Origin of the sequence: Photobacterium damselae subsp. damselae (genome assembly GCF_038086725.1) — a bacterium.
In the GTDB taxonomy this organism is placed as follows: Bacteria; Pseudomonadota; Gammaproteobacteria; order Enterobacterales; family Vibrionaceae; genus Photobacterium; species Photobacterium damselae.
In genome coordinates this window covers 2,762,539-2,781,323 of the sequence record NZ_CP146970.1, presented here as the reverse complement: position 1 = coordinate 2,781,323, position 18,785 = coordinate 2,762,539, and the positions used below count along the sequence as shown (strand labels likewise).

The 18,785-nt window shown below is 43.3% G+C and carries 24 protein-coding genes; 18 read left to right on the top strand and 6 right to left on the bottom strand.

The genetic code is table 11. The annotated features are described in order from the left end of the window. Positions 1-1,206: an FAD-dependent 2-octaprenylphenol hydroxylase gene (locus WAX86_RS12610; protein ID WP_065170676.1), complete on the top strand. Its 1,206-nt coding sequence runs from the start codon at positions 1-3 to the stop codon at positions 1,204-1,206. A 136-nt stretch (positions 1,207-1,342) separates the two neighbouring features. Next, positions 1,343-1,729: a glycine cleavage system protein GcvH gene (gcvH, locus tag WAX86_RS12605; protein ID WP_341489385.1), complete on the top strand. Its 387-nt coding sequence runs from the start codon at positions 1,343-1,345 to the stop codon at positions 1,727-1,729. Positions 1,730-1,800: 71 nt separating this feature from the next. Here the strand turns inward: gcvH and WAX86_RS12600 are convergent, their stop codons facing one another. Then, complete coding sequence (locus WAX86_RS12600; protein ID WP_044174458.1) at positions 1,801-2,004, bottom strand: DUF1107 domain-containing protein; 204 nt, start codon at positions 2,002-2,004, stop codon at positions 1,801-1,803. A 541-nt stretch (positions 2,005-2,545) separates the two neighbouring features. On the opposite strand from WAX86_RS12600, the gene WAX86_RS12595 reads away from it, so the two are divergent. From WAX86_RS12595 to nqrM, 3 genes are read left to right on the top strand one after another with little or no spacing between them, the layout of a single operon-like run. After that, the gene (locus tag WAX86_RS12595; RefSeq protein ID WP_036763230.1) at positions 2,546-2,839 is read left to right on the top strand and encodes a DUF134 domain-containing protein; all 294 of its coding nucleotides are present in this window, start codon (positions 2,546-2,548) and stop codon (positions 2,837-2,839) included. Further along, a complete protein-coding gene (locus WAX86_RS12590; protein ID WP_238071319.1) occupies positions 2,840-3,313 on the top strand; it encodes a NifB/NifX family molybdenum-iron cluster-binding protein in 474 nt (157 codons plus the stop codon). It begins immediately after the preceding gene. Next, on the top strand, positions 3,310-3,504 hold the full coding sequence (gene nqrM, locus WAX86_RS12585) for a (Na+)-NQR maturation NqrM (protein ID WP_036763231.1): 195 nt from the start codon (positions 3,310-3,312) through the stop codon (positions 3,502-3,504). The genes WAX86_RS12590 and nqrM overlap by 4 nt, the downstream gene beginning before the upstream one ends. Before the next feature lie 91 nt (positions 3,505-3,595). On the opposite strand, the gene WAX86_RS12580 is transcribed toward nqrM, so the two are convergent. The 4 genes from WAX86_RS12580 to ygfZ form a co-directional block, all read right to left on the bottom strand. Next, positions 3,596-4,528 carry a LysR family transcriptional regulator gene (locus WAX86_RS12580; protein WP_005297735.1) on the bottom strand — a complete coding sequence of 311 codons (933 nt, stop codon included), beginning with the start codon at positions 4,526-4,528 and terminating at the stop codon, positions 3,596-3,598. A gap of 86 nt (positions 4,529-4,614) precedes the next feature. After that, the gene (locus WAX86_RS12575; protein ID WP_341488869.1) at positions 4,615-4,986 is read right to left on the bottom strand and encodes a hypothetical protein; all 372 of its coding nucleotides are present in this window, start codon (positions 4,984-4,986) and stop codon (positions 4,615-4,617) included. A gap of 177 nt (positions 4,987-5,163) precedes the next feature. Next, positions 5,164-5,631, bottom strand: a complete 468-nt coding sequence (locus WAX86_RS12570; RefSeq protein ID WP_036763236.1) for an aminoacyl-tRNA deacylase — start codon at positions 5,629-5,631, stop codon at positions 5,164-5,166. A gap of 6 nt (positions 5,632-5,637) precedes the next feature. Continuing rightward, the gene (ygfZ, locus tag WAX86_RS12565; RefSeq protein ID WP_341488868.1) at positions 5,638-6,609 is read right to left on the bottom strand and encodes a tRNA-modifying protein YgfZ; all 972 of its coding nucleotides are present in this window, start codon (positions 6,607-6,609) and stop codon (positions 5,638-5,640) included. A gap of 268 nt (positions 6,610-6,877) precedes the next feature. Between ygfZ and WAX86_RS12560 the strand changes: the two genes are divergently transcribed. Then, positions 6,878-7,138: a succinate dehydrogenase assembly factor 2 gene (locus WAX86_RS12560; RefSeq protein ID WP_044174469.1), complete on the top strand. Its 261-nt coding sequence runs from the start codon at positions 6,878-6,880 to the stop codon at positions 7,136-7,138. Between the two features lie 34 nt (positions 7,139-7,172). Beyond that, positions 7,173-7,559: a protein YgfX gene (locus WAX86_RS12555; protein ID WP_341488867.1), complete on the top strand. Its 387-nt coding sequence runs from the start codon at positions 7,173-7,175 to the stop codon at positions 7,557-7,559. Between the two features lie 47 nt (positions 7,560-7,606). Here WAX86_RS12555 and nadB read toward each other — a convergent pair whose 3' ends face one another. Then, positions 7,607-9,223: an L-aspartate oxidase gene (gene nadB / locus WAX86_RS12550; RefSeq protein WP_237029714.1), complete on the bottom strand. Its 1,617-nt coding sequence runs from the start codon at positions 9,221-9,223 to the stop codon at positions 7,607-7,609. A gap of 413 nt (positions 9,224-9,636) precedes the next feature. Between nadB and rpoE the strand changes: the two genes are divergently transcribed. The 11 genes from rpoE to acpS all read left to right on the top strand — a co-directional run bounded on the left by rpoE (position 9,637) and on the right by acpS (position 18,709). After that, positions 9,637-10,215 carry an RNA polymerase sigma factor RpoE gene (rpoE, locus tag WAX86_RS12545; protein WP_005297741.1) on the top strand — a complete coding sequence of 193 codons (579 nt, stop codon included), beginning with the start codon at positions 9,637-9,639 and terminating at the stop codon, positions 10,213-10,215. Between the two features lie 23 nt (positions 10,216-10,238). Then, positions 10,239-10,889, top strand: coding sequence for an RseA family anti-sigma factor (locus tag WAX86_RS12540; RefSeq protein ID WP_005297743.1), 651 nt, complete (start codon positions 10,239-10,241; stop codon positions 10,887-10,889). Beyond that, on the top strand, positions 10,889-11,869 hold the full coding sequence (gene rseB, locus WAX86_RS12535; RefSeq protein WP_005297745.1) for a sigma-E factor regulatory protein RseB: 981 nt from the start codon (positions 10,889-10,891) through the stop codon (positions 11,867-11,869). Before WAX86_RS12540 ends, rseB begins: the two co-directional genes overlap by 1 nt. Positions 11,870-11,883: 14 nt before the next feature. Then, positions 11,884-12,381, top strand: coding sequence for a SoxR reducing system RseC family protein (locus WAX86_RS12530; protein WP_065170669.1), 498 nt, complete (start codon positions 11,884-11,886; stop codon positions 12,379-12,381). Between the two features lie 77 nt (positions 12,382-12,458). Beyond that, the gene (gene lepA / locus WAX86_RS12525; protein ID WP_068968300.1) at positions 12,459-14,255 is read left to right on the top strand and encodes a translation elongation factor 4; all 1,797 of its coding nucleotides are present in this window, start codon (positions 12,459-12,461) and stop codon (positions 14,253-14,255) included. Between the two features lie 148 nt (positions 14,256-14,403). Next, on the top strand, positions 14,404-15,294 hold the full coding sequence (gene lepB, locus WAX86_RS12520; RefSeq protein WP_005297748.1) for a signal peptidase I: 891 nt from the start codon (positions 14,404-14,406) through the stop codon (positions 15,292-15,294). Between the two features lie 10 nt (positions 15,295-15,304). Then, positions 15,305-15,979 carry a ribonuclease III gene (gene rnc, locus WAX86_RS12515; protein ID WP_036763248.1) on the top strand — a complete coding sequence of 225 codons (675 nt, stop codon included), beginning with the start codon at positions 15,305-15,307 and terminating at the stop codon, positions 15,977-15,979. Further along, complete coding sequence (era, locus tag WAX86_RS12510) at positions 15,976-16,881, top strand: GTPase Era (RefSeq protein ID WP_036763249.1); 906 nt, start codon at positions 15,976-15,978, stop codon at positions 16,879-16,881. The genes rnc and era overlap by 4 nt, the downstream gene beginning before the upstream one ends. A gap of 9 nt (positions 16,882-16,890) precedes the next feature. Then, on the top strand, positions 16,891-17,601 hold the full coding sequence (gene recO / locus WAX86_RS12505; RefSeq protein ID WP_005297751.1) for a DNA repair protein RecO: 711 nt from the start codon (positions 16,891-16,893) through the stop codon (positions 17,599-17,601). After that, entirely contained in the window at positions 17,598-18,329 is a 732-nt protein-coding gene (gene pdxJ, locus WAX86_RS12500) for a pyridoxine 5'-phosphate synthase (RefSeq protein ID WP_065170667.1), read from the top strand. Before recO ends, pdxJ begins: the two co-directional genes overlap by 4 nt. Beyond that, the gene (gene acpS, locus WAX86_RS12495; protein ID WP_065170666.1) at positions 18,329-18,709 is read left to right on the top strand and encodes a holo-ACP synthase; all 381 of its coding nucleotides are present in this window, start codon (positions 18,329-18,331) and stop codon (positions 18,707-18,709) included. Before pdxJ ends, acpS begins: the two co-directional genes overlap by 1 nt. Positions 18,710-18,785 lie beyond the last annotated feature (76 nt).

The window sequence follows — 18,785 nt, the reverse complement described above, 5'->3', positions numbered from 1 at the left end:
ATGATGCAAAATGTAGACATAGCCATTATTGGTGGCGGTATGGTTGGGCTGACTCTTGCAGCGGCTTTGGCTGACACTGAATTACGCATCGCAGTTATTGAAGGCCAATTACCCGATGAAACATTAGCAGAATTGCCCGATCTTCGAGTATCGGCGTTAAGTCGTGCTAGCGAGCGTATTTTACGTCGAGTTGGTGCTTGGTCTGGAATCGAGTCTCGTCGTTTAAGTCCATATCAACATATGGAAGTGTGGGAGCAAGATAGCTTTGCCAATATTCAGTTCAGTGCAGAGCGATTAGCACAGCCAAATCTCGGCCATATCGTTGAGAATCGAGTGATTCAATTAGCACTGCTAGAGCAGGTGAAAAAGCAGCATAATGTGACATTATTAGCTCCAGAACGCTGTGATAACATTGTGTTTGGTGAATCAGAAGCCTGGTTAACTTTAAGCTCTGGCAAGCATTTAACTGCTAAATTGGTTGTTGGGGCTGATGGGGCAAATTCTTGGTTACGCAATACGTTAAACATTCCATTGACTCATTGGGATTATGGTCACAGTGCTATTGTGGCAAATATTCGTTGCGGTGAACCTCATTTAGCAACGGCACGCCAGATTTTTCGCCCGCAAGGACCATTAGCTTTTCTGCCATTATCTGAGCCAAATTTATGTTCTATAGTTTGGTCTACCGAGCCAAAAGAAGCAGAGCGTTTATGTGCGATGTCTGATGAACAATTTAATCAGTATTTAACTACTGCATTTGATGGCCGCTTAGGGCTTTGTCAAATTGAAGGTCAACGTCAAGCATTTCCATTACGAATGCGCTACGCTCGTGATTTTGTTAAAGATCGAGTGGCATTAATTGGTGATGCGGCCCACACCATCCATCCATTAGCAGGGCAAGGTGTTAATCTCGGTTTATTGGATGCAGTCGCCTTGGCTCAAGAATTAAAACAGTTGTGGCTAGAGCAAAAGGATATTGGAAGTAAAGCCAATCTTCGTCATTTTGAACGTTGGCGTAAAGCTGAAGCGGCCAAAATGATTGCTGCAATGCAGGGTTTTCGAGATTTATTTGCTGGCTCTCATCCGGCGAAAAAACTATTACGTGATATTGGTATGCTAGTGGCTGATAAGGCTCCAGGACTCAAAGATGAGTTAATGCGAAAAGCACTCGGCTTATCAGGAGAACTGCCAGAACTTGCCAAATAATTGAGTCACGTATTGACCACAAAAAACCACCATTTTCATCGATTGAAATTGGTGGTTTTTTATTTTTTTCATCCCTGAAATCCTCTGCTATTTTTAAAACATCCATCAATGATTAGGAAGCGTCGTTATGAGTTATGTGCCATCTGATTTGAAATTTACCCATAGCCACGAATGGGTAAGGGATGAAGGTAATGGGATATATACAATCGGTATTACCGAACATGCCCAGTCTTTATTAGGTGATATGGTTTTTATTGATCTACCTGAGTTAGAAGATGAGCTAGAAGCTGGGGATGATTGTGCGGTTGTGGAATCAGTAAAGTCGGCTTCCGATATTTATGCGCCGTTAACAGGTGTAGTCGTTGCGATCAATGAAGATTTAGATGGCGCGCCAGGATTAGTTAATAGTGATCCTTATGGCGATGGATGGTTGTTTCAATTACAGGTAGAGGATGATATTGAACTTGGTGAGTTACTCGATGGCGAGGATTACTTAGAAGCAATTGCCGACGATGACGATTAAGTGAGGATATAAGCTCGATTCTAATAAGCCCATGGCAAGATGGGCTTATTGATAACGTATTGAATGAAATTTTAATCAAATTGACGTAAGCGACGAATCTCCTGATTGACTTCATTAACCGTATCAAAATGTTGTTGCTGAGCTTTTATGGGTACGAGAAGTAGGCCATTATCAAAATGATATCCACCTCGACCATTGATGTAGATCCTTCCACTAAATAAACGACTGACATGCTTGGCAATAAGCTTCGGCAGGTAGTGTTTGAACATGCGCATAATTACACTGAGTCCTTGTTGCTAGGTAAAACTACTTGTTACACCAATCTGATGTAGCAGATCGGTATCGGAATCCAATTCTTATAATCCAATCTGAGCTCTATTATAACAGAACCTTTATGACGCTTCTGTGATAGTTATAGCAGCGAATTGAATTATCCAATTAAATGTTAGTTGATTATTCTATTAATAGTTAATTTACAGGGTATTATTTTATTTTTCTTTATAACCAAGGCTTTGGTTTGTATTACAAATCATTTGTAATACAATAGCTAAGCCTGTTTAATGATTGTATTTTAGGCCATTACGCCTATTTTGACACACGTCATTCGCGACCACATGGATGAAGATATTTTGTGAAAAGATGTCTTCCTACATTGGTCGCCTTCTTCCTTGAGACCTTTCTTTTTTCTTCCTCTTTCATTGATAGCAAAAAATTTTTAATTTTCACTTTTATTTATGCATCTTGTACAAGATCAAAGATCTGTTTTTGGCATAGGCTAATAATGTAGTTATTGGCATAAGCTAAAAATGAGTTGATATGGCTAGACCAAAAATTGCTCGTCGAATTTGTTGCCGCCCTCCATATAGCTGTTTTAAACCGAATGGAGTGCCGATGACACAATTACAGTCATTAGTATTAGAGCCTGATGAATTAGAAGCACTACGCTTGGTCGATCATCTAAAGCTCCAGCAAATAGAGGCGGCAAAAGAGCTTGGTGTCTCTCGACAAACTCTCGGTAATACGGTCGCAAGAGCACGACAAAAAGTAGCGCAAGCATTAGTTGAGGGAATGGCACTAGAAATGGCCAAACCCGTGATAGAGGATAAGTAAATGATGATGGCAGTTGCGGTAACTGGGCGTCATGAAGTTGCTGGCCATTTTGGTAAGGCAGCAGCATTTGTGGTGTTTGATGAGCAAGGTCAGCAAGTGGCCTTGGTTGAAAATCACAATACCAAAGCCATTGGCTGTAAACATAAAAAACGTATTCAACGTCAATTAAGCGATCTCGGTGTTACTCAAATTGTATTGGGTAACATTGGTCAACGCTCATTGGCTCGATTACTTAATGCGGGTTTTGCTGTCTACCAGGTTCCTAATCGTAGTGAGCTTTCTGATGTTTTAAATGAACAGGTGGCAAAGGTTCCATTATTAGCTCCGGAGCAAGGTCGCCCTTGTAAGCGTGAGAAAGGGGAGTGCGGCTGTGGTTGTGGTTCGAAAAAAGAGACTGCACCTAAAATAGGGACGGTTATGCAACCACAAGGTGTAATCCGTGGGCTAAAAACATTAGGAGGATTTAAGCTATGACATATTTACTCACTGCAGCAGTATTTTTTATTGTGATGATTGCGATGGCAATTGGTTGGATTCTAAAGAAAAAGACCATTGCCGGCAGTTGTGGCGGTTTGGCGGGTGTTGGTATCGAAAAAGAGTGTGATTGCGATAAACCTTGTGATGAGCACAAGTTGTATCAAATCCAAGAACCTGGTCAGAAGTAAACAAACGCTTTAACAAATCTGGTTATATACCACCGACAAGCAGAATTTATCTTAGTTTTTACTGATGATAAATCTCTGCTTGTTTTGTTAGTTAGCCCCGTAGCAACCTAACTTGTTCTGTAATAACGCCTGTCACAGTCTCTCGTAGCCAACTATTACGAGGATGGGGGGCATTACGTCTGAGCCAGAGCAGATTGATATCAAAATCAGCGATATGAACCGGCGGTGGGCACTGCGTAAGTTTGTCGTTAAAAATATCCAACTGCGCCATAAGTCGCGATACTACACAGATCAATCGGCGATGACTAAGCAGATGACGAATGGTCAGAAAATTCCGGGAACCTACCGCAATTTGTCGTTTCAGACCTTGCTCATGTAGCTGGTTATCAACTTGAGTAAAAAGCTGACCATCAGGGCTAACAAGAGCGTGAGGAATGGCCGCGTATTGTTCAATACTGATCGGCGGTTGAATTTGGGTTGCCCCTTGGTCAAATAAGCAGACGTGATCTTCAGTATAAAGATGGTGATACTCAATCTCTTTTGGTATCTGAGTCATCGAACCGATTACTAGATCCAGATTATCTTGGTTAAAACGATCTAGGTAGTTATGGCGGTCGATATTAAAAAAGCTCAATTGGCAGTGCGGTGCTGCTTGATGGATCGCATCAAATAGGGCCGGGGCAAATAGCAATTCGGCATAATCGGTCAAACCAATCTTAAAAATTCCCTCATAGTCCAAAGGCTCAAAATCATCAGGTCGTAAAATATCTTGAGTGATAATATTCAGTACGTTTTCAACACTGGTGATAAGCTCTAAGGCTTTTTGCGTTGGCAACATAGAGTGCCCCTGTCGTTCAAACAGAGGATCATCGAGCAATTCTCGCAGTCGAGCCAAATTATGACTCATTGCTGACTGACCAATCGATAGCTTTTGCGCCGCTTTGGTGACACTGCGGGTTTCCATTAAAGCAGAAAAGGCGATGAGTAAATTAAGATCAACTCCTCGCCAGTTAATTCGTTGCATTTTTCCTTGCGCCATAATCAGTTAGTTTGCCATGTAACGGTAATATGATTGTACGAAACAACCGATTATTAGACCAACAGCTTTACTCAACTGATTTGGCCTTGATGGCATTTCGGGCAAGTATTATCCATATTGGTAGAGCTAATATCTTGTGACCAACAGTGTGGGCAAGCATGTTTATCTCGTTGTAAATCTAAGCTAAATGGACGAGCACATTGGTGGCAATGGTGAGGGTGGAGTTGGCCCGTTAGCTGGTTTAGCATTTGCTGAATAATTGTCGCTTCTGGGGTTTGATGGTTTAACGCTTGATGGAGTTGCTGATCGTTGATGTGGTAGAGAGAAGAAAAGGTAGAAGTAACAGACTGGGTGGTAACTCTTTTCCCTTGTGGGGTAATGACATAATCTTGGGGAAGCAGTTGTTCAGTTTGAAAGTCGCAGTGGTTGCAATGGTGGCTCATAATGGTTTCCTCAATAATACAAGCAAATGATTATTGAAAGGATATTCTACATAAATGCAACTCTATGCAAAACTGTAATTACGATCCCAGTTGAAACTTGAGACTAAAATTAAGGTGACTTCACAATAGGATGAAATCACCTTAGAGAGGTTTAGTTAAAATGTGATCTACAATGGGTTATTCGTCGCGGCAAATATCAGCAAAAATAGGATCACATAGCAGTTCTAAATCATCCATTTCAAGTTCAATTCCCGCCATACGATCACCGCTACTAATATTAACCAAGTTGTGCTGTTTTATCTGGTGATCAAACACAATAGGTAGGGGCGATTTAAGGCCGATAGGAGCAACGGTACCAATGACCAGGCCTGTAATTTTCTCAACATCGGTGGCATCAGCACAGGTCATTCTACGACAACCAAGGAGTGCTCGAACTTTTTTGGGATCGACCGAGCAAGGGCCTGGCACACAAGCTAAGACATGAAAGCCAGACATATCGCGCAATAGAATCGATTTGACCATTTGTTCTGCGGCAACGCCTCGCTCTGTTGCCGCTTCTGCTATGGTTTTTGCTGGTTTGCTATGGGGTAGAAGACGGTAATTAACCCCTTCTAGCTCAAGCAATTGCGTTACGGTAGTCTTCATGTTTGATTAGGCATCAGCCAATGAATATGGTAGTGGTGCTAACTGCCAATGGGCATTCTCATCACTTGCAAAACGTAGTGAGGTTTCAGGCTCTAGATCGTTGGGTAAAACCACAAGCGCAAGAGCATGATTATCGCTAAAGCGATAGCCTGCAATAACAGTACCACCGCTACGCCAGTTTTCACCGACTTGACGTTCAATACTATCGCCAGCTTGAGGCGCATGGTCGGCATGGCCAGTAACAATGAACATGGCACGCTTATTAATACCGCGATACTTTGCTCGAGCCACGGTTTCTTGCCCCACATAGCAGCCTTTTTTAAAGCTTATGCCATCGACCGCTTGTAGATTAAGTGCTTGAGGAATGAATTCTAATTCGATCGCGCTATCAATACGAGGAAGAGCGGCGCGAATATCATAAAGATCCCATAGCGTGCTATCACAACAAGTGGCTTCTTCTGGTAGAGCGTGGATCAGTTGCTCGGCCAGTTCCGAACTGATCAGTAATTGCCAGCGCTGTTCATCAATTTTGATGGCACTGCCTTGGTCATGATGGCGTACATTGCTCGTGCCATTAAAGTGTTGATCAATAAAGGCTTGAGCATCACTGCCCGCAATACCTAAAATAACCTCATTGCTAGGCTTGATCTCTACTTTGGAGAATACCGCATATTTTTTTAATTCAGGCAGTTGTGAATCCATCACACTTTGACGTTGAATATAGGCATAGCCTTGTTGGTGGTGGAAAAGACGAAATATAGTACGCATTTTTCCTTTGGCATCACAATGAGCGCCAAGCGTTGATTCTTGCTCAGGTAATGAAACCACATCGCAGGTTACCTGACCTTGCAAATAAGACTTAGCATCCTGGCCAACTAAGGTAACCGCTGCCCAATCGTGTAAATCGATCACTGCCAATGACGGTAGAGCATCTTGCGAGCTCAAGGCTAATGATGAGAAATTAAACGGAGTGCTCATAAGGGTATTCTCTAAATTAAATCAGTTATGCGTTATGTTATACCTAAACCCCTATTAGATGCGAGTATCGAGGTAGAGATTAAGAATGAACAAACCTTTTTAAGAAACGCGACATTAAGACTTTCTTGAATAAAATTGATCTAAGATCGCAACTTAGTCGATTGCTTGAGCTATCTCATGGTCGAAAATGATAGCTCTTGCTACTATGAGCACTTAGAAAAAATAAGCCTGCAGCAGAATATTTCGCAGGGATGAACTGAGGTTTTGTATGTTAAGTGCCGATGATAAAGCGCGCGTAAAATGGGCATGTCGCCGTGGTATGTTAGAGCTTGATGTGATCATCATGCCGTTTTTTGAAGAGTGTTTCGATGGTTTATCGGAGCAAGAACAGCAAGACTTTATTGCATTACTTGGTTGTGATGATCCAGATCTCTTTAAGTGGGTTATGAATCATGGTCGCAGTGAAGATCCTGCTCTTGCTGCAATGGTGGATAAAATTGTCGCCCATAACAACAGTAAGCTTCGCTAGTCTTCACTTTACGCCCTCTTATCGCGCAAAAGTAATGCTCAACCTCGGTTATTTGAGCGTTGCTTTTGCTCTTTTTTTATCTGCCTATTTTCTGCTTTTCTCAGATCACCGTTATCTATTTTCCTACTTAACTATTGCATTACTGTGGCTGTGGGGAGAGTACCTATTGTGCGAGTGGTGGCGACGTTATCAGGCCATTATGTCTCAGCAAGGGGTACTTATTATCTCTATGGATCAGAGTATCTGCTGGCAAGGGTATTGGGGGACGATTATTGAGGTTCGCTTTCGTTCTCGATGGGGCTATTTATTGAAGATCGAACTATTTGAATGTGCTCAAGGTTGGCTCTGGCTAGATCCAAGCATGACAACCGATGAGCAGTATCGAACTTTAGCATTATGGCTTAATCAGCACTACCGCTAGCTCAATACACTTACGTATAAGCCATTTAGCTAGCGGCTGGTGCAGTATTACTCTTGGTGTGGCGTTAGAATCGTTGGGCGTGAGTTAGGCTCAAGATCAGGATAATCTAGCGTATAGTGCAAGCCTCGACTCTCTTTTCGTTCCATGGCACAGCGAACAATTAACTCGGCAACCAAAACTAAGTTACGTAGCTCCAATAGGTTATTAGATACCCGGAAATTACCGTAATATTCGTCAATCTCTTGTTTAAGGAGCTGAATACGCCGCATCGCCCGTTCTAACCGTTTGGTTGAGCGGACAATACCCACATAGTCCCACATAAATAATCTAAGTTCATGCCAGTTATGTTGAATAACCACTTCTTCATCGGAGCAAGAAACCTGACTTTCATCCCAAGTTGGCAAAGAATCTGGCATCGCAATTTCAGACCATTGCTCTCCGATACTTTGTGCTGCGGCGTAGGCGTAAACCACACACTCAAGTAATGAATTTGATGCCATGCGATTGGCGCCATGTAGACCGGTATAACTGACTTCGCCAATTGCATAAAGACCAGCCAGATCGGTATGACCTTCGGTGTCAACGACCACACCACCACAAGTATAGTGAGCCGCTGGCACAATAGGAATGGGTTGTTGGGTGATATCAATGCCAAAGGTCAGCAGTTTTTCATAGATGGTCGGGAAATGCTTAATAATAAAATCAGCCGGTTTGTGACTGATATCTAGGTACATACAATCGGCGCCTAGACGTTTCATTTCATAGTCGATAGCTCGGGCAACAATATCTCGTGGGGCTAACTCTGCTCGCTCATCAAACTCAAGCATAAAGCGGGAGCCATCTGGTCGGCGAAGATAGGCCCCTTCACCACGAAGTGCTTCGGTCAACAGAAAGTTGCGAGCATCAGGGTGGTATAAACATGTTGGATGGAACTGATTGAACTCTAAGTTAGCAACACGACATCCTGCGCGCCATGCCATTGCAATACCATCACCTGAAGAGACGTCTGGATTGGAGGTATATTGATAGACTTTGGATGCTCCGCCCGTTGCCAGAACAACAAAACGTGCGCGAATGGTTTCCACTTGCTCTTGATTTCGATTCCATACATAGGCCCCAAGAACACGATTGGGCTTATCCGTTTGTCCCAGTTTGTGTGTGGTGATTAAATCGAGCGCATTGTGTCTTTCTAACAAATTGATATTGGGATGGTCGATCACATTTTCTTGCAGTGATTTCTGCATCGCCATTCCGGTGGCATCTGCCGCATGTAAAATTCGACGATGGCTGTGACCGCCTTCTCGGGTGAGATGATAACGAGGAGATTGCTCATCACTGGCTTCTTCTTGATCAAATGGAACGCCACCGTCAATTAACCATTGAACACAATTTTTTGCATTTTCAGCGATAAAACGCACTACGGCTTCATCACAAAGGTGAGCTCCGGCGACTAAGGTATCTTGTACATGAGAGTCTATGCTGTCTGATTCATCAAAAACAGCGGCAATTCCACCTTGTGCGTAATAGGTTGCCCCTTCGCTAAGCGGGCCTTTACTTAAAACTGTAATGTTACCAATTGAGGCTAAACGAAGTGCTAAAGATAGGCCAGCTGCGCCGCTACCAATGACGAGTACATCGCACTGATGTTGGGGAGTGTCGGTCATATTTATTCCCAGTCCCTGTGGTTGTTGTTTCCCATTTTGCGCGGAATTTGTCATTATGAGGCAAATTCGCGTGATAGTTAGCAAATGTATGCTAGGACTATCACCATAATGCATGCTAACGCTATATAATCCGAATTAGCGTTAGTCATATTGAGCACTATTAATACAAAAAAAATCGCTCTTGTCAGGAACTTTGTCTTTTTTCCTGAGTCTTAAATAGTGCTCAAGCTCATAACCGTTTCATATTACACTGTTTTTATTGCAAAGTTTTACGTTCTAAATTTTTGAAAACTAAGACTGCAAAAGCATGAGTTATCAAGCAAGGCGTTGCTTTTATTACGATGTAACCCCATAAGCGAACTCAGTAATAGTGAAATCACGAGTGAACACAGATTATAGGAGTACACGCTCGAATGAGCGAGCAGCAAACCGATCAGGTATTAATCGAACGAGTGCAGCGAGGAGATAAACAAGCTTTTAATTTATTGGTCATAAAATACCAGAATAAAGTTTGTAACCTGATCTCACGTTATGTGAGTAATTCAGGTGATGTACCCGACGTTGCCCAAGAAGCTTTTATAAAGGCTTACCGTGCGCTTCCAACATTTCGAGGCGACAGTGCTTTTTATACTTGGCTTTATCGTATTGCCGTTAATACAGCAAAAAATTACTTAGTTGCTCAGGGCCGCCGTCCGCCTGCATCCGATATTGATGCCGATGATGCGGAGTACTACGAAACCGGTAGTGCAATGAAAGAAATTTCGAACCCTGAGAACCAAATGTTGTCTGATGAACTGAAGAGGGTGGTTTTTAGTACCATCGAATCTTTACCTGAAGACTTAAAAATGGCGATTACACTGCGTGAGCTAGATGGACTTAGTTACGAGGAAATTGCCGAAGTTATGGGGTGTCCTGTAGGTACAGTACGCTCTCGTATTTTCCGAGCTCGAGAAGCTGTTGAAAAACGCATTCAACCTCTCTTGCAGCGATAATGTTTAGCCTTACGGTGAATAAAATGGCTGATAAAGAAAAGATTTCGGCGTTATTGGATGGCGAAGATCTTGATCAGAGCATCATTAATGCCCTGACAGTTGATAAGGAAAGCGAATTAAGCTGGCATGACTACAACCTAATTGGTGATGTTATGCGAGGTGATGCGCCACAATGCAAGGAATGGGATATTGCTGCTAATGTCGCATTAGCACTAGACGCTGAACCTGCACATTCAGTATCTACTGCTGAGGTTGTTGACATTCAAGTTGCTAAAGATATCGTTGAATCTCAACCAACACCGCAACAAGCAAAACGTTTTCTGCCTGCATGGCTTACTCAATTTGGTCAAGTTGCCGTTGCAGCTTGTGTATCGCTTGCGGTTATTGTTGGTGTTCAGCAATACAATGGCTCCGATTCGAACGCAACCAATGCGCCAGAAACTATGCCTGTATTGCAGACTATTCCATTTGCAGGCAAAGCTGAACCAGTAAGCTTTACTCGTGACTCTTTGCGTAACTCGCATAGCAGTGCACCAAGTGAAGCTCAATTAATGGAACAGCGCCGCCGAATTAATGCGATGTTGCAAGATTATGAATTGCAGTTACGCTTTAATGCAGAAGATGGTAGCATCGATAAAACTAAGCTTGAAACTGATAATACAGTGGCTCATTAATGAAAAAATTTCTGGTCGGTGCATTTGCACTGGTCAGTCTCGCGATGCCATTGCAAGCCTCTGCCGAAGGTATAACAGCCTCGTCAGAGGCTTTGTTGCATCAAATGGACGAGGCTAGCCAAAACCTTAACTATGAACTGTCATACATCCTAATTAAGAAAAATAGTATAGAACCGCTTCGCTATCGCCATGCTTTAGAAAATGGCGAACCGTATGCTCACTTGATGTATTTAAGTGGACCACCACGAGAAGTGATTCAACGTGGTAACGAAGTAAGCTATTTTGAACCAGGGATTGATCCTTTTACCATTGAAAGTAATAAAATGGTTGCGCCTCTGCCTCCTGTGATGGGAACAGATTTGAAAAGCTTAGCGCAATCTTACGACTTTATTTCGATGGGAAAAGCACGCGAAGCCGGTGTGGCCTGTGATGTGGTTCGTATCGCACCTAAAGATGGTTTGCGTTACTCTTATCTACTTTGGATTGACCAGAAAAATCATTTGGTGATGCGAGCTGATCTCTTAGATCGCGATGGTGAACCACTGGAACAGTATCGAGTGGTTGCTTTTGTGATTAATTCAAGAGTCCAGCAGATCTTAAAGCAGCTCCAAACGGTAGAATTGCCAGCCGTGGTACATTTACCGCCACAGCAAAAACAAAACCTAGATTGGAAAGTTGATTGGCTTCCTCAGGGGTTTGAGGCGATGTCTGGCAGTCGTCACCGTTTAATGCTGACTGAACGTCCTGTTGAAAGTAAGATGTTCAGTGATGGCTTATTTAGCTTTTCAGTCTATGTATCAAGTATTGATAACTATACTGTAAGAGAACAATTGGTTCGCCAAGGAAGACGTACTCTCACCAGCGTAGCAATGGGTAATAAGGAAGTGACGGTTGTCGGCGATATTCCGCCATCAACAGCACGTCGTGTTGCCGATTCAGTTGTGTTTAATGCCACAAGTGCACAAGATACAACCAAGTAAGAGACGATAGTCCTATGATGCAAACACTTGCAACGGTGGTTGCCGTTGAACCGGGAAAAATCACCGTCAGTTGTCAGCAACAAACTAGCTGTGGTCATTGTGCCTCGCGAGACAGTTGCGGTACGGGGATTGTGAGCAAAGCCATTCCGGGCCGAGCTCACTCGATTACATTAAATAGCAATGAAAAAGTATCGATAGGTCAGGTGGTTGAAATCGGCCTATCAGAGCGCAGTATGTTAAGTTCAGCCTTGCTGGTTTATATGCTGCCGCTGTTATTTTTGGTGCTAGGTACGGTGTTTAGTCAGTGGGTACTTAATACTGTTCACTATCAAGGTGAGCTCGGTGTTATACTTTGCGCCATAGTTAGTACTGGGGTGGGATTGGCAGTTGCACGCTATTATGCGAAGCAGCTGGAAGGGAATTCCGCCTATAAACCAAGTTTGATTCGAGTACTGGGACAACCTATTTCTACCGATAATCTGATAAATGCTGCATTGAAAGATAGCGACTAGCGGTGAAATTCGGTAGAATCCGCCCACTCGATCTTACGATCCCATTCATTTTAATTACGAGTTAGTCACGCCAATTCATGAAGCACATTCGTAACTTTTCGATTATTGCACATATCGACCATGGTAAGTCGACCTTATCCGACCGTCTAATCCAAGTTTGTGGTGGCCTTTCTGATCGCGAAATGGCCGCACAGGTTCTAGACTCCATGGATCTTGAACGCGAACGCGGTATCACCATCAAAGCCCAGAGCGTGACGCTCGACTATACGGCAAAAGATGGTGAAACTTATCAATTAAACTTTATCGATACTCCAGGACACGTAGACTTCTCTTACGAAGTATCTCGTTCTCTTGCAGCCTGTGAAGGTGCATTGCTGGTGGTTGATGCTGGTCAGGGTGTAGAAGCTCAGACTCTAGCGAACTGTTACACCGCTATTGAAATGGATCTAGAGGTAGTGCCAATCTTAAACAAGATTGACTTACCTGCTGCAGAACCAGAGCGTGTATCAGAAGAAATTGAAGATATTGTTGGTATCGACGCTATTGATGCTGTTCGCTGTTCTGCGAAAACAGGTCTAGGTGTTGATGAGGTATTAGAAAAAATTGTAGAGGCGATCCCATCTCCTGAAGGTGATCCTGATGCGCCGCTGCAAGCTCTAATCATCGACTCATGGTTTGATAACTACTTAGGTGTTGTTTCTTTAGTACGTATTAAAAACGGTCAACTAAAGAAAAATGACAAGATCAAAGTAATGAGTACTGGCCAAACTTGGGGTGTAGACCGTTTAGGTATCTTCACACCAAAACAGGTTGATAAAACAGTACTGAATACTGGTGAAGTGGGCTGGGTTGTTTGTGGTATCAAAGATATCCTAGGTGCACCAGTAGGTGATACCTTAACACTGGCTAAAAACGGTTGTGAAACTGCGCTTCCTGGCTTTAAGAAAGTGAAGCCTCAGGTTTATGCCGGTCTGTTCCCAGTATCATCTGATGATTATGAAAACTTCCGTGATGCACTAGGTAAGTTAAGCCTAAACGACGCATCGCTATTTTATGAACCAGAAAGTTCAAGTGCACTTGGCTTTGGTTTCCGTTGTGGCTTCTTGGGTATGCTGCACATGGAAATTATCCAAGAGCGTCTAGAGCGTGAGTACGACCTTGATCTGATCACAACGGCACCAACAGTAGTGTACGAAGTGAAGAAGACCAGTGGTGAGACTCTGTATGTTGATAGCCCAGCAAAATTGCCGGCAGTAAACGACATTGAAGTGATTGGTGAGCCAATTGCGCGCTGTAATATTCTGGTTCCAAGTGACTACCTAGGTAACGTAATTACTCTGTGTGTTGAAAAACGTGGCGTACAGGTTGATATGGTTTACCACGGTAATCAAGTCGCTCTAACTTATGACATTCCAATGTCTGAAGTGGTTCTAGACTTCTTTGACCGTCTAAAATCAACCTCTCGTGGTTATGCATCACTAGATTATAACTTCCAACGTTATGAAGAATCCGACATGGTTCGTGTTGATATTCTTCTAAACGGCGAGCGTGTTGATGCTCTTGCTATTATCACCCACAAAGATAACTCTCAAGGTCGTGGTCGTGATTTAGTTGAGAAGATGAAAGAGTTCATTCCTCGTCAGATGTTTGATATCGCAATTCAAGCGGCAATCGGTAACCACATCATTGCGCGTTCTACGGTGAAACAGTTACGTAAGAACGTTATCGCAAAATGTTACGGTGGTGACGTAAGTCGTAAGAAGAAACTGCTACAGAAGCAGAAAGAAGGTAAGAAACGTATGAAGCAGATCGGTAACGTTGAACTGCCTCAAGAAGCGTTCCTTGCAATTTTGCATGTAGGTAAAGATAAGTAGTAACCTTACTTCTGTTTTTGCGGAATAAAGACTCAAGAAAGTGCTTATTTAATTTATTAAATGGCACTTTCTTTCTCTTAAGCGCTCTAAACGGAAATAAGTTTGGTAGAGTATCGTGCTCTGCCCGTTACATTAATTAGGGAAACATATGGCAAATACTTTTTCGATTATTCTGGTGTTAGCAACCTTAGTTACCGGAATCATCTGGGCGTTGGATAAATTTGTTTGGGCGCCAAAACGACGAGCAAAGATTGAAGCTGCGGCGGCTAATGCAGGCGATCAAGTAGATGCTAAAACCCTAGAGCAAATTGCCCCACAACCTAGTTGGGTTGAATCGGCAAGCTCAATGTTCCCGGTTATTGCATTAATCATGATCTTCCGTTCATTTGTTTATGAGCCATTTCAGATTCCATCTGAGTCTATGATGCCAACTCTGTTGGTGGGTGACTTTATTTTGGTTGATAAACATGTGTATGGTTTACGCGATCCTGTTTTCCACGATAAGTTCCTAAGCTTAGGTGAACCAAAGCGTGGAGATGTAGTAGTATTTAAATATCCACCACAGCCTAAAATTGATTACATTAAGCGTGTTGTTGGCCTTCCTGGCGATACCGTACGTTACAATGGCAATAAGCAGCTGTGTATTGCGCCTAAGGGTTCAGATGTTTGTACTCCAGTACCTCAAACTGATCCTCGTCAGTATCCGCCAATGCCGGGTATGATTGAGTTAACAGAACAGTTAGGTAATGTGAGCCACAATATTCTGATCAACCCACTACGTCGAGATCGTACGCTAGCGTATCAACCTCGTCCTGGTGTGGCTGAATGGGTCGTACCTGAGGGTGAATACTTTGTGATGGGTGATAACCGCGATAACAGTGCAGATAGCCGTTATTGGGGCTTTGTACCGGAGGCAAACTTAGTAGGTAAGGCGGTCGCAATTTGGATCAGTTTCGAATTTGATCGTAGTCCAGATAGTATTTTGCCATCTTGGATTCCTACAGGTGTGCGTTTTAACCGCATCGGTAAAATTATTTAATTGAGATAAAATGACAACTCCAGCGAATAGACTTCAGCGCAAGCTGGGTTACCAATTTAACAAGAGTGAGTTGATGACATTAGCACTGACACATCGCAGTGCTAATGGTACTCACAACGAGCGTTTAGAATTTCTTGGCGACTCGATTTTGAGCTTTGTAATTGCTGATGACTTATATCACCGTTTTCCTAATGTGGATGAAGGTGATATGAGCCGTATGCGTGCAACACTGGTCCGTGGTAAAACACTTGCCGAATTAGGTCGTGAATTCGAACTAGGCGATCATTTACTGCTAGGCCCTGGTGAGCTAAAGAGTGGCGGCTTCCGTCGTGATTCAATCCTAGCTGACTGTGTTGAAGCAATCATTGGCGCGATTTATTTGGATAGTGATATTGAAAAAGTACGCAACATCGTACTGGATTGGTATCAGTCTCGTCTGGAAACCATCCAGCCGGGTGTAAACCAAAAAGACCCTAAAACACGTTTACAAGAGTGTCTGCAAGGTCGCCGTCTACCATTACCTGCATATACTGTAACTAAGGTACATGGTGAAGCTCATAACCAAGAGTTCACAGTACAATGTGAAGTAACAGGTTTGGATAAGCCTGTTGTCGGTAAAGGCGGCAGTCGACGCAAGGCTGAACAGGCTGCGGCAGAATTAGCTCTTCAACAGTTGGAATCATGACAGATAAACAACATTGTGGCTTTATCGCCATTGTCGGTCGCCCAAATGTAGGTAAATCGACACTTTTAAACCGCTTAGTAGGACAGAAATTGTCTATTACTTCGCGTAAGCCTCAAACGACCCGCCACCGTATTATGGGGGTGGATACGCGCGATGGTTATCAAGCGGTTTATGTTGATACTCCAGGACTTCATATTGAAGAAAAACGTGCTATCAACCGTTTAATGAACCGTGCAGCAAGCAGTTCATTAACCGATGTTGAGTTAGTACTGTTTCTTGTTGACGGCACTGTGTGGACACAAGATGACGAGATGGTACTGCGTAAGCTTGAAAAAGCTCAGCTACCAACGGTTCTTTTGGTTAACAAAGTCGACAACGTAAAAGAGAAATACGATCTATTCCCTCATATGCAAGAAATTGCCAGCAAAATGAATTTTGTTGATGTAGTTCCAGTATCTGCTAAGCACGGTACTAACATTGAGGTGGTAGAAAAAATCGTTCGCAATCATCTGCCAGAGTGTGATTACTACTTCCCAGAAGAGTATGTAACAGATCGCTCTCAGCGCTTTATGGCATCAGAAATCATTCGTGAAAAGCTGATGCGTTTTACTGGTGATGAGCTTCCTTACTCAGTTACCGTAGAAATTGAGCGCTTTGACTACAACCCAGAAACTGACGGTTTTGATATTAACGGTCTGATCTTGGTTGAGCGTACTGGTCAGAAGAAGATGGTGATCGGTAAAGCGGGCCAAAAGATCAAAGTGATTGGTCGCGAAGCTCGTATCGATATGGAAGAGCTTTTTGAACGCAAAGTGTATTTAGAACTTTGGGTTAAAGTGAAATCTGGTTGGGCTGATGACGAGCGAGCACTTCGCAGTCTAGGTTATATCGACGATCTATAAGGGGCTTTAATGGAAGGGCTTCAACGCTGTTTTGTCCTTCATTCTCGTCCTTACAGTGAGACGAGCTTGATTCTTGATGTCTTTAGTGAAGATTCAGGCCGTCTCTCTATCTTATCAAAAGGGGCGCGACGTAAGCGTTCTAATCTTAAAGGGGCTTTGCAACCTTTTACACCACTATTTATGAAATGGTCGGGTAAAGGAAGTATGCCTGTCCTCACCCATGCTGAACCTATCAGTATCGGTCTGCCGATGCGCAGCTATATTCTCTATTCTGCTATGTATGTTAATGAGGTTTTGTGTCGAGTTTTAGAAGCACAAACCCCTTATCCTGTGCTGTTTCTGGATTATCTCAATGTATTGCGTGAGCTTGCCCAAGCTGATAATCCAGAACCTGCTCTGCGCCGATTTGAATTAGCATTATTACAACATCTCGGTTATGGTATCGACTTTCTTCATTGTGCAGGCAGCGGATTGCCTGTCGAAGATAATATGACTTATAACTACCGTGAGCAGCAGGGATTCATTGCATCGATTAAAATGGGTCAACTCACTTTTACCGGTGAGCAACTTAAAGCCATTGATGCAAGACGCTTTGAAACCCCAGAACAGTTGCGAGCGGCTAAACGTTTTACACGGATTGCTTTAAAACCTTATTTAGGGTCGAAGCCGTTAAAAAGTCGGGAGCTGTTTATCCCGCGAGGAAGGAGTACCAGAACATGAGCCACATTCTTCTTGGCGTTAATATTGATCACGTCGCCACTCTTCGTAATGCCCGCGGTACACGTTACCCAGATCCAGTTCATGCAGCGGAAATTGCAGAGCGTGCTGGCGCCGATGGTATTACCGTTCACTTGCGAGAAGATCGCCGTCATATTACCGATCGCGATGTGCGTATTTTACGAGAAACCATTCAGACTCGCATGAATCTTGAAATGGCGGTTACCGATGAGATGGTTGCCATTGCATTAGAAATAAAGCCTGAATATGTCTGTCTCGTCCCAGAAAAACGTGAAGAGTTGACAACCGAAGGTGGATTAGATGTTGCTGGCCAACTTGATAAAGTGAAATCTGCGACAGAAAAACTAACCGCAGCCGGTATTAAAGTTTCTCTATTTATCGACGCAGATCGTTTGCAAATTGATGCGGCAAAAGCGTGTGGTGCGCCATTTATTGAGCTTCATACTGGCCATTATGCCGATGCAACCAATGAATGTGAGCAGTTAGCTGAGTTGAAAAAGATAGCTGCAGCTGCCAGTTATGCCGCTGATCTCGGTATTAAAGTCAATGCTGGGCATGGTCTTACTTATCATAATGTATCGGCCATTGCTGCAATTCCTGAGCTATATGAACTTAATATTGGTCACTCTATTATGGGACGAGCTCTGTTTGATGGTTTAAGCACCGCGGTTGCTGATATGCGTCAATTGATGTTGGATGCACGTCGCTAATGGCTATTGTTGGACTGGGAACCGATATCGCTGAAATTGAGCGAGTGGCGAAAGTATGGCAACGACAGGGGCTGGCCTTTGCTGAGCGCATTCTAACTGCCAGTGAATTAATCGAGCTGAGTCAAACCAAACGTCCAGAACGATTTCTTGCTAAACGTTTTGCGGTAAAAGAAGCGGCGGCTAAAGCGTTAGGAACGGGTATTGCCGCGGGCGTGAGTTTTCAAGACTTTGAAGTTGGTCATGATGAGTTCGGTAAGCCGTTACTAAACCTAACCGGGCAAGCACAGAAGTTTGCTCGACAACGTTTGGTTAACCACGTTCATTTAACCATTGCTGATGAGCGTCATTATGCGGTAGCAACGGTTATTTTAGAGTGCTGAAATTTCCCGGTTAGTTTGCGCTTTTTGTTCCCAGCCAATAAAAAACGAGTACTTCCTATTATCGGTAAGTACTCGT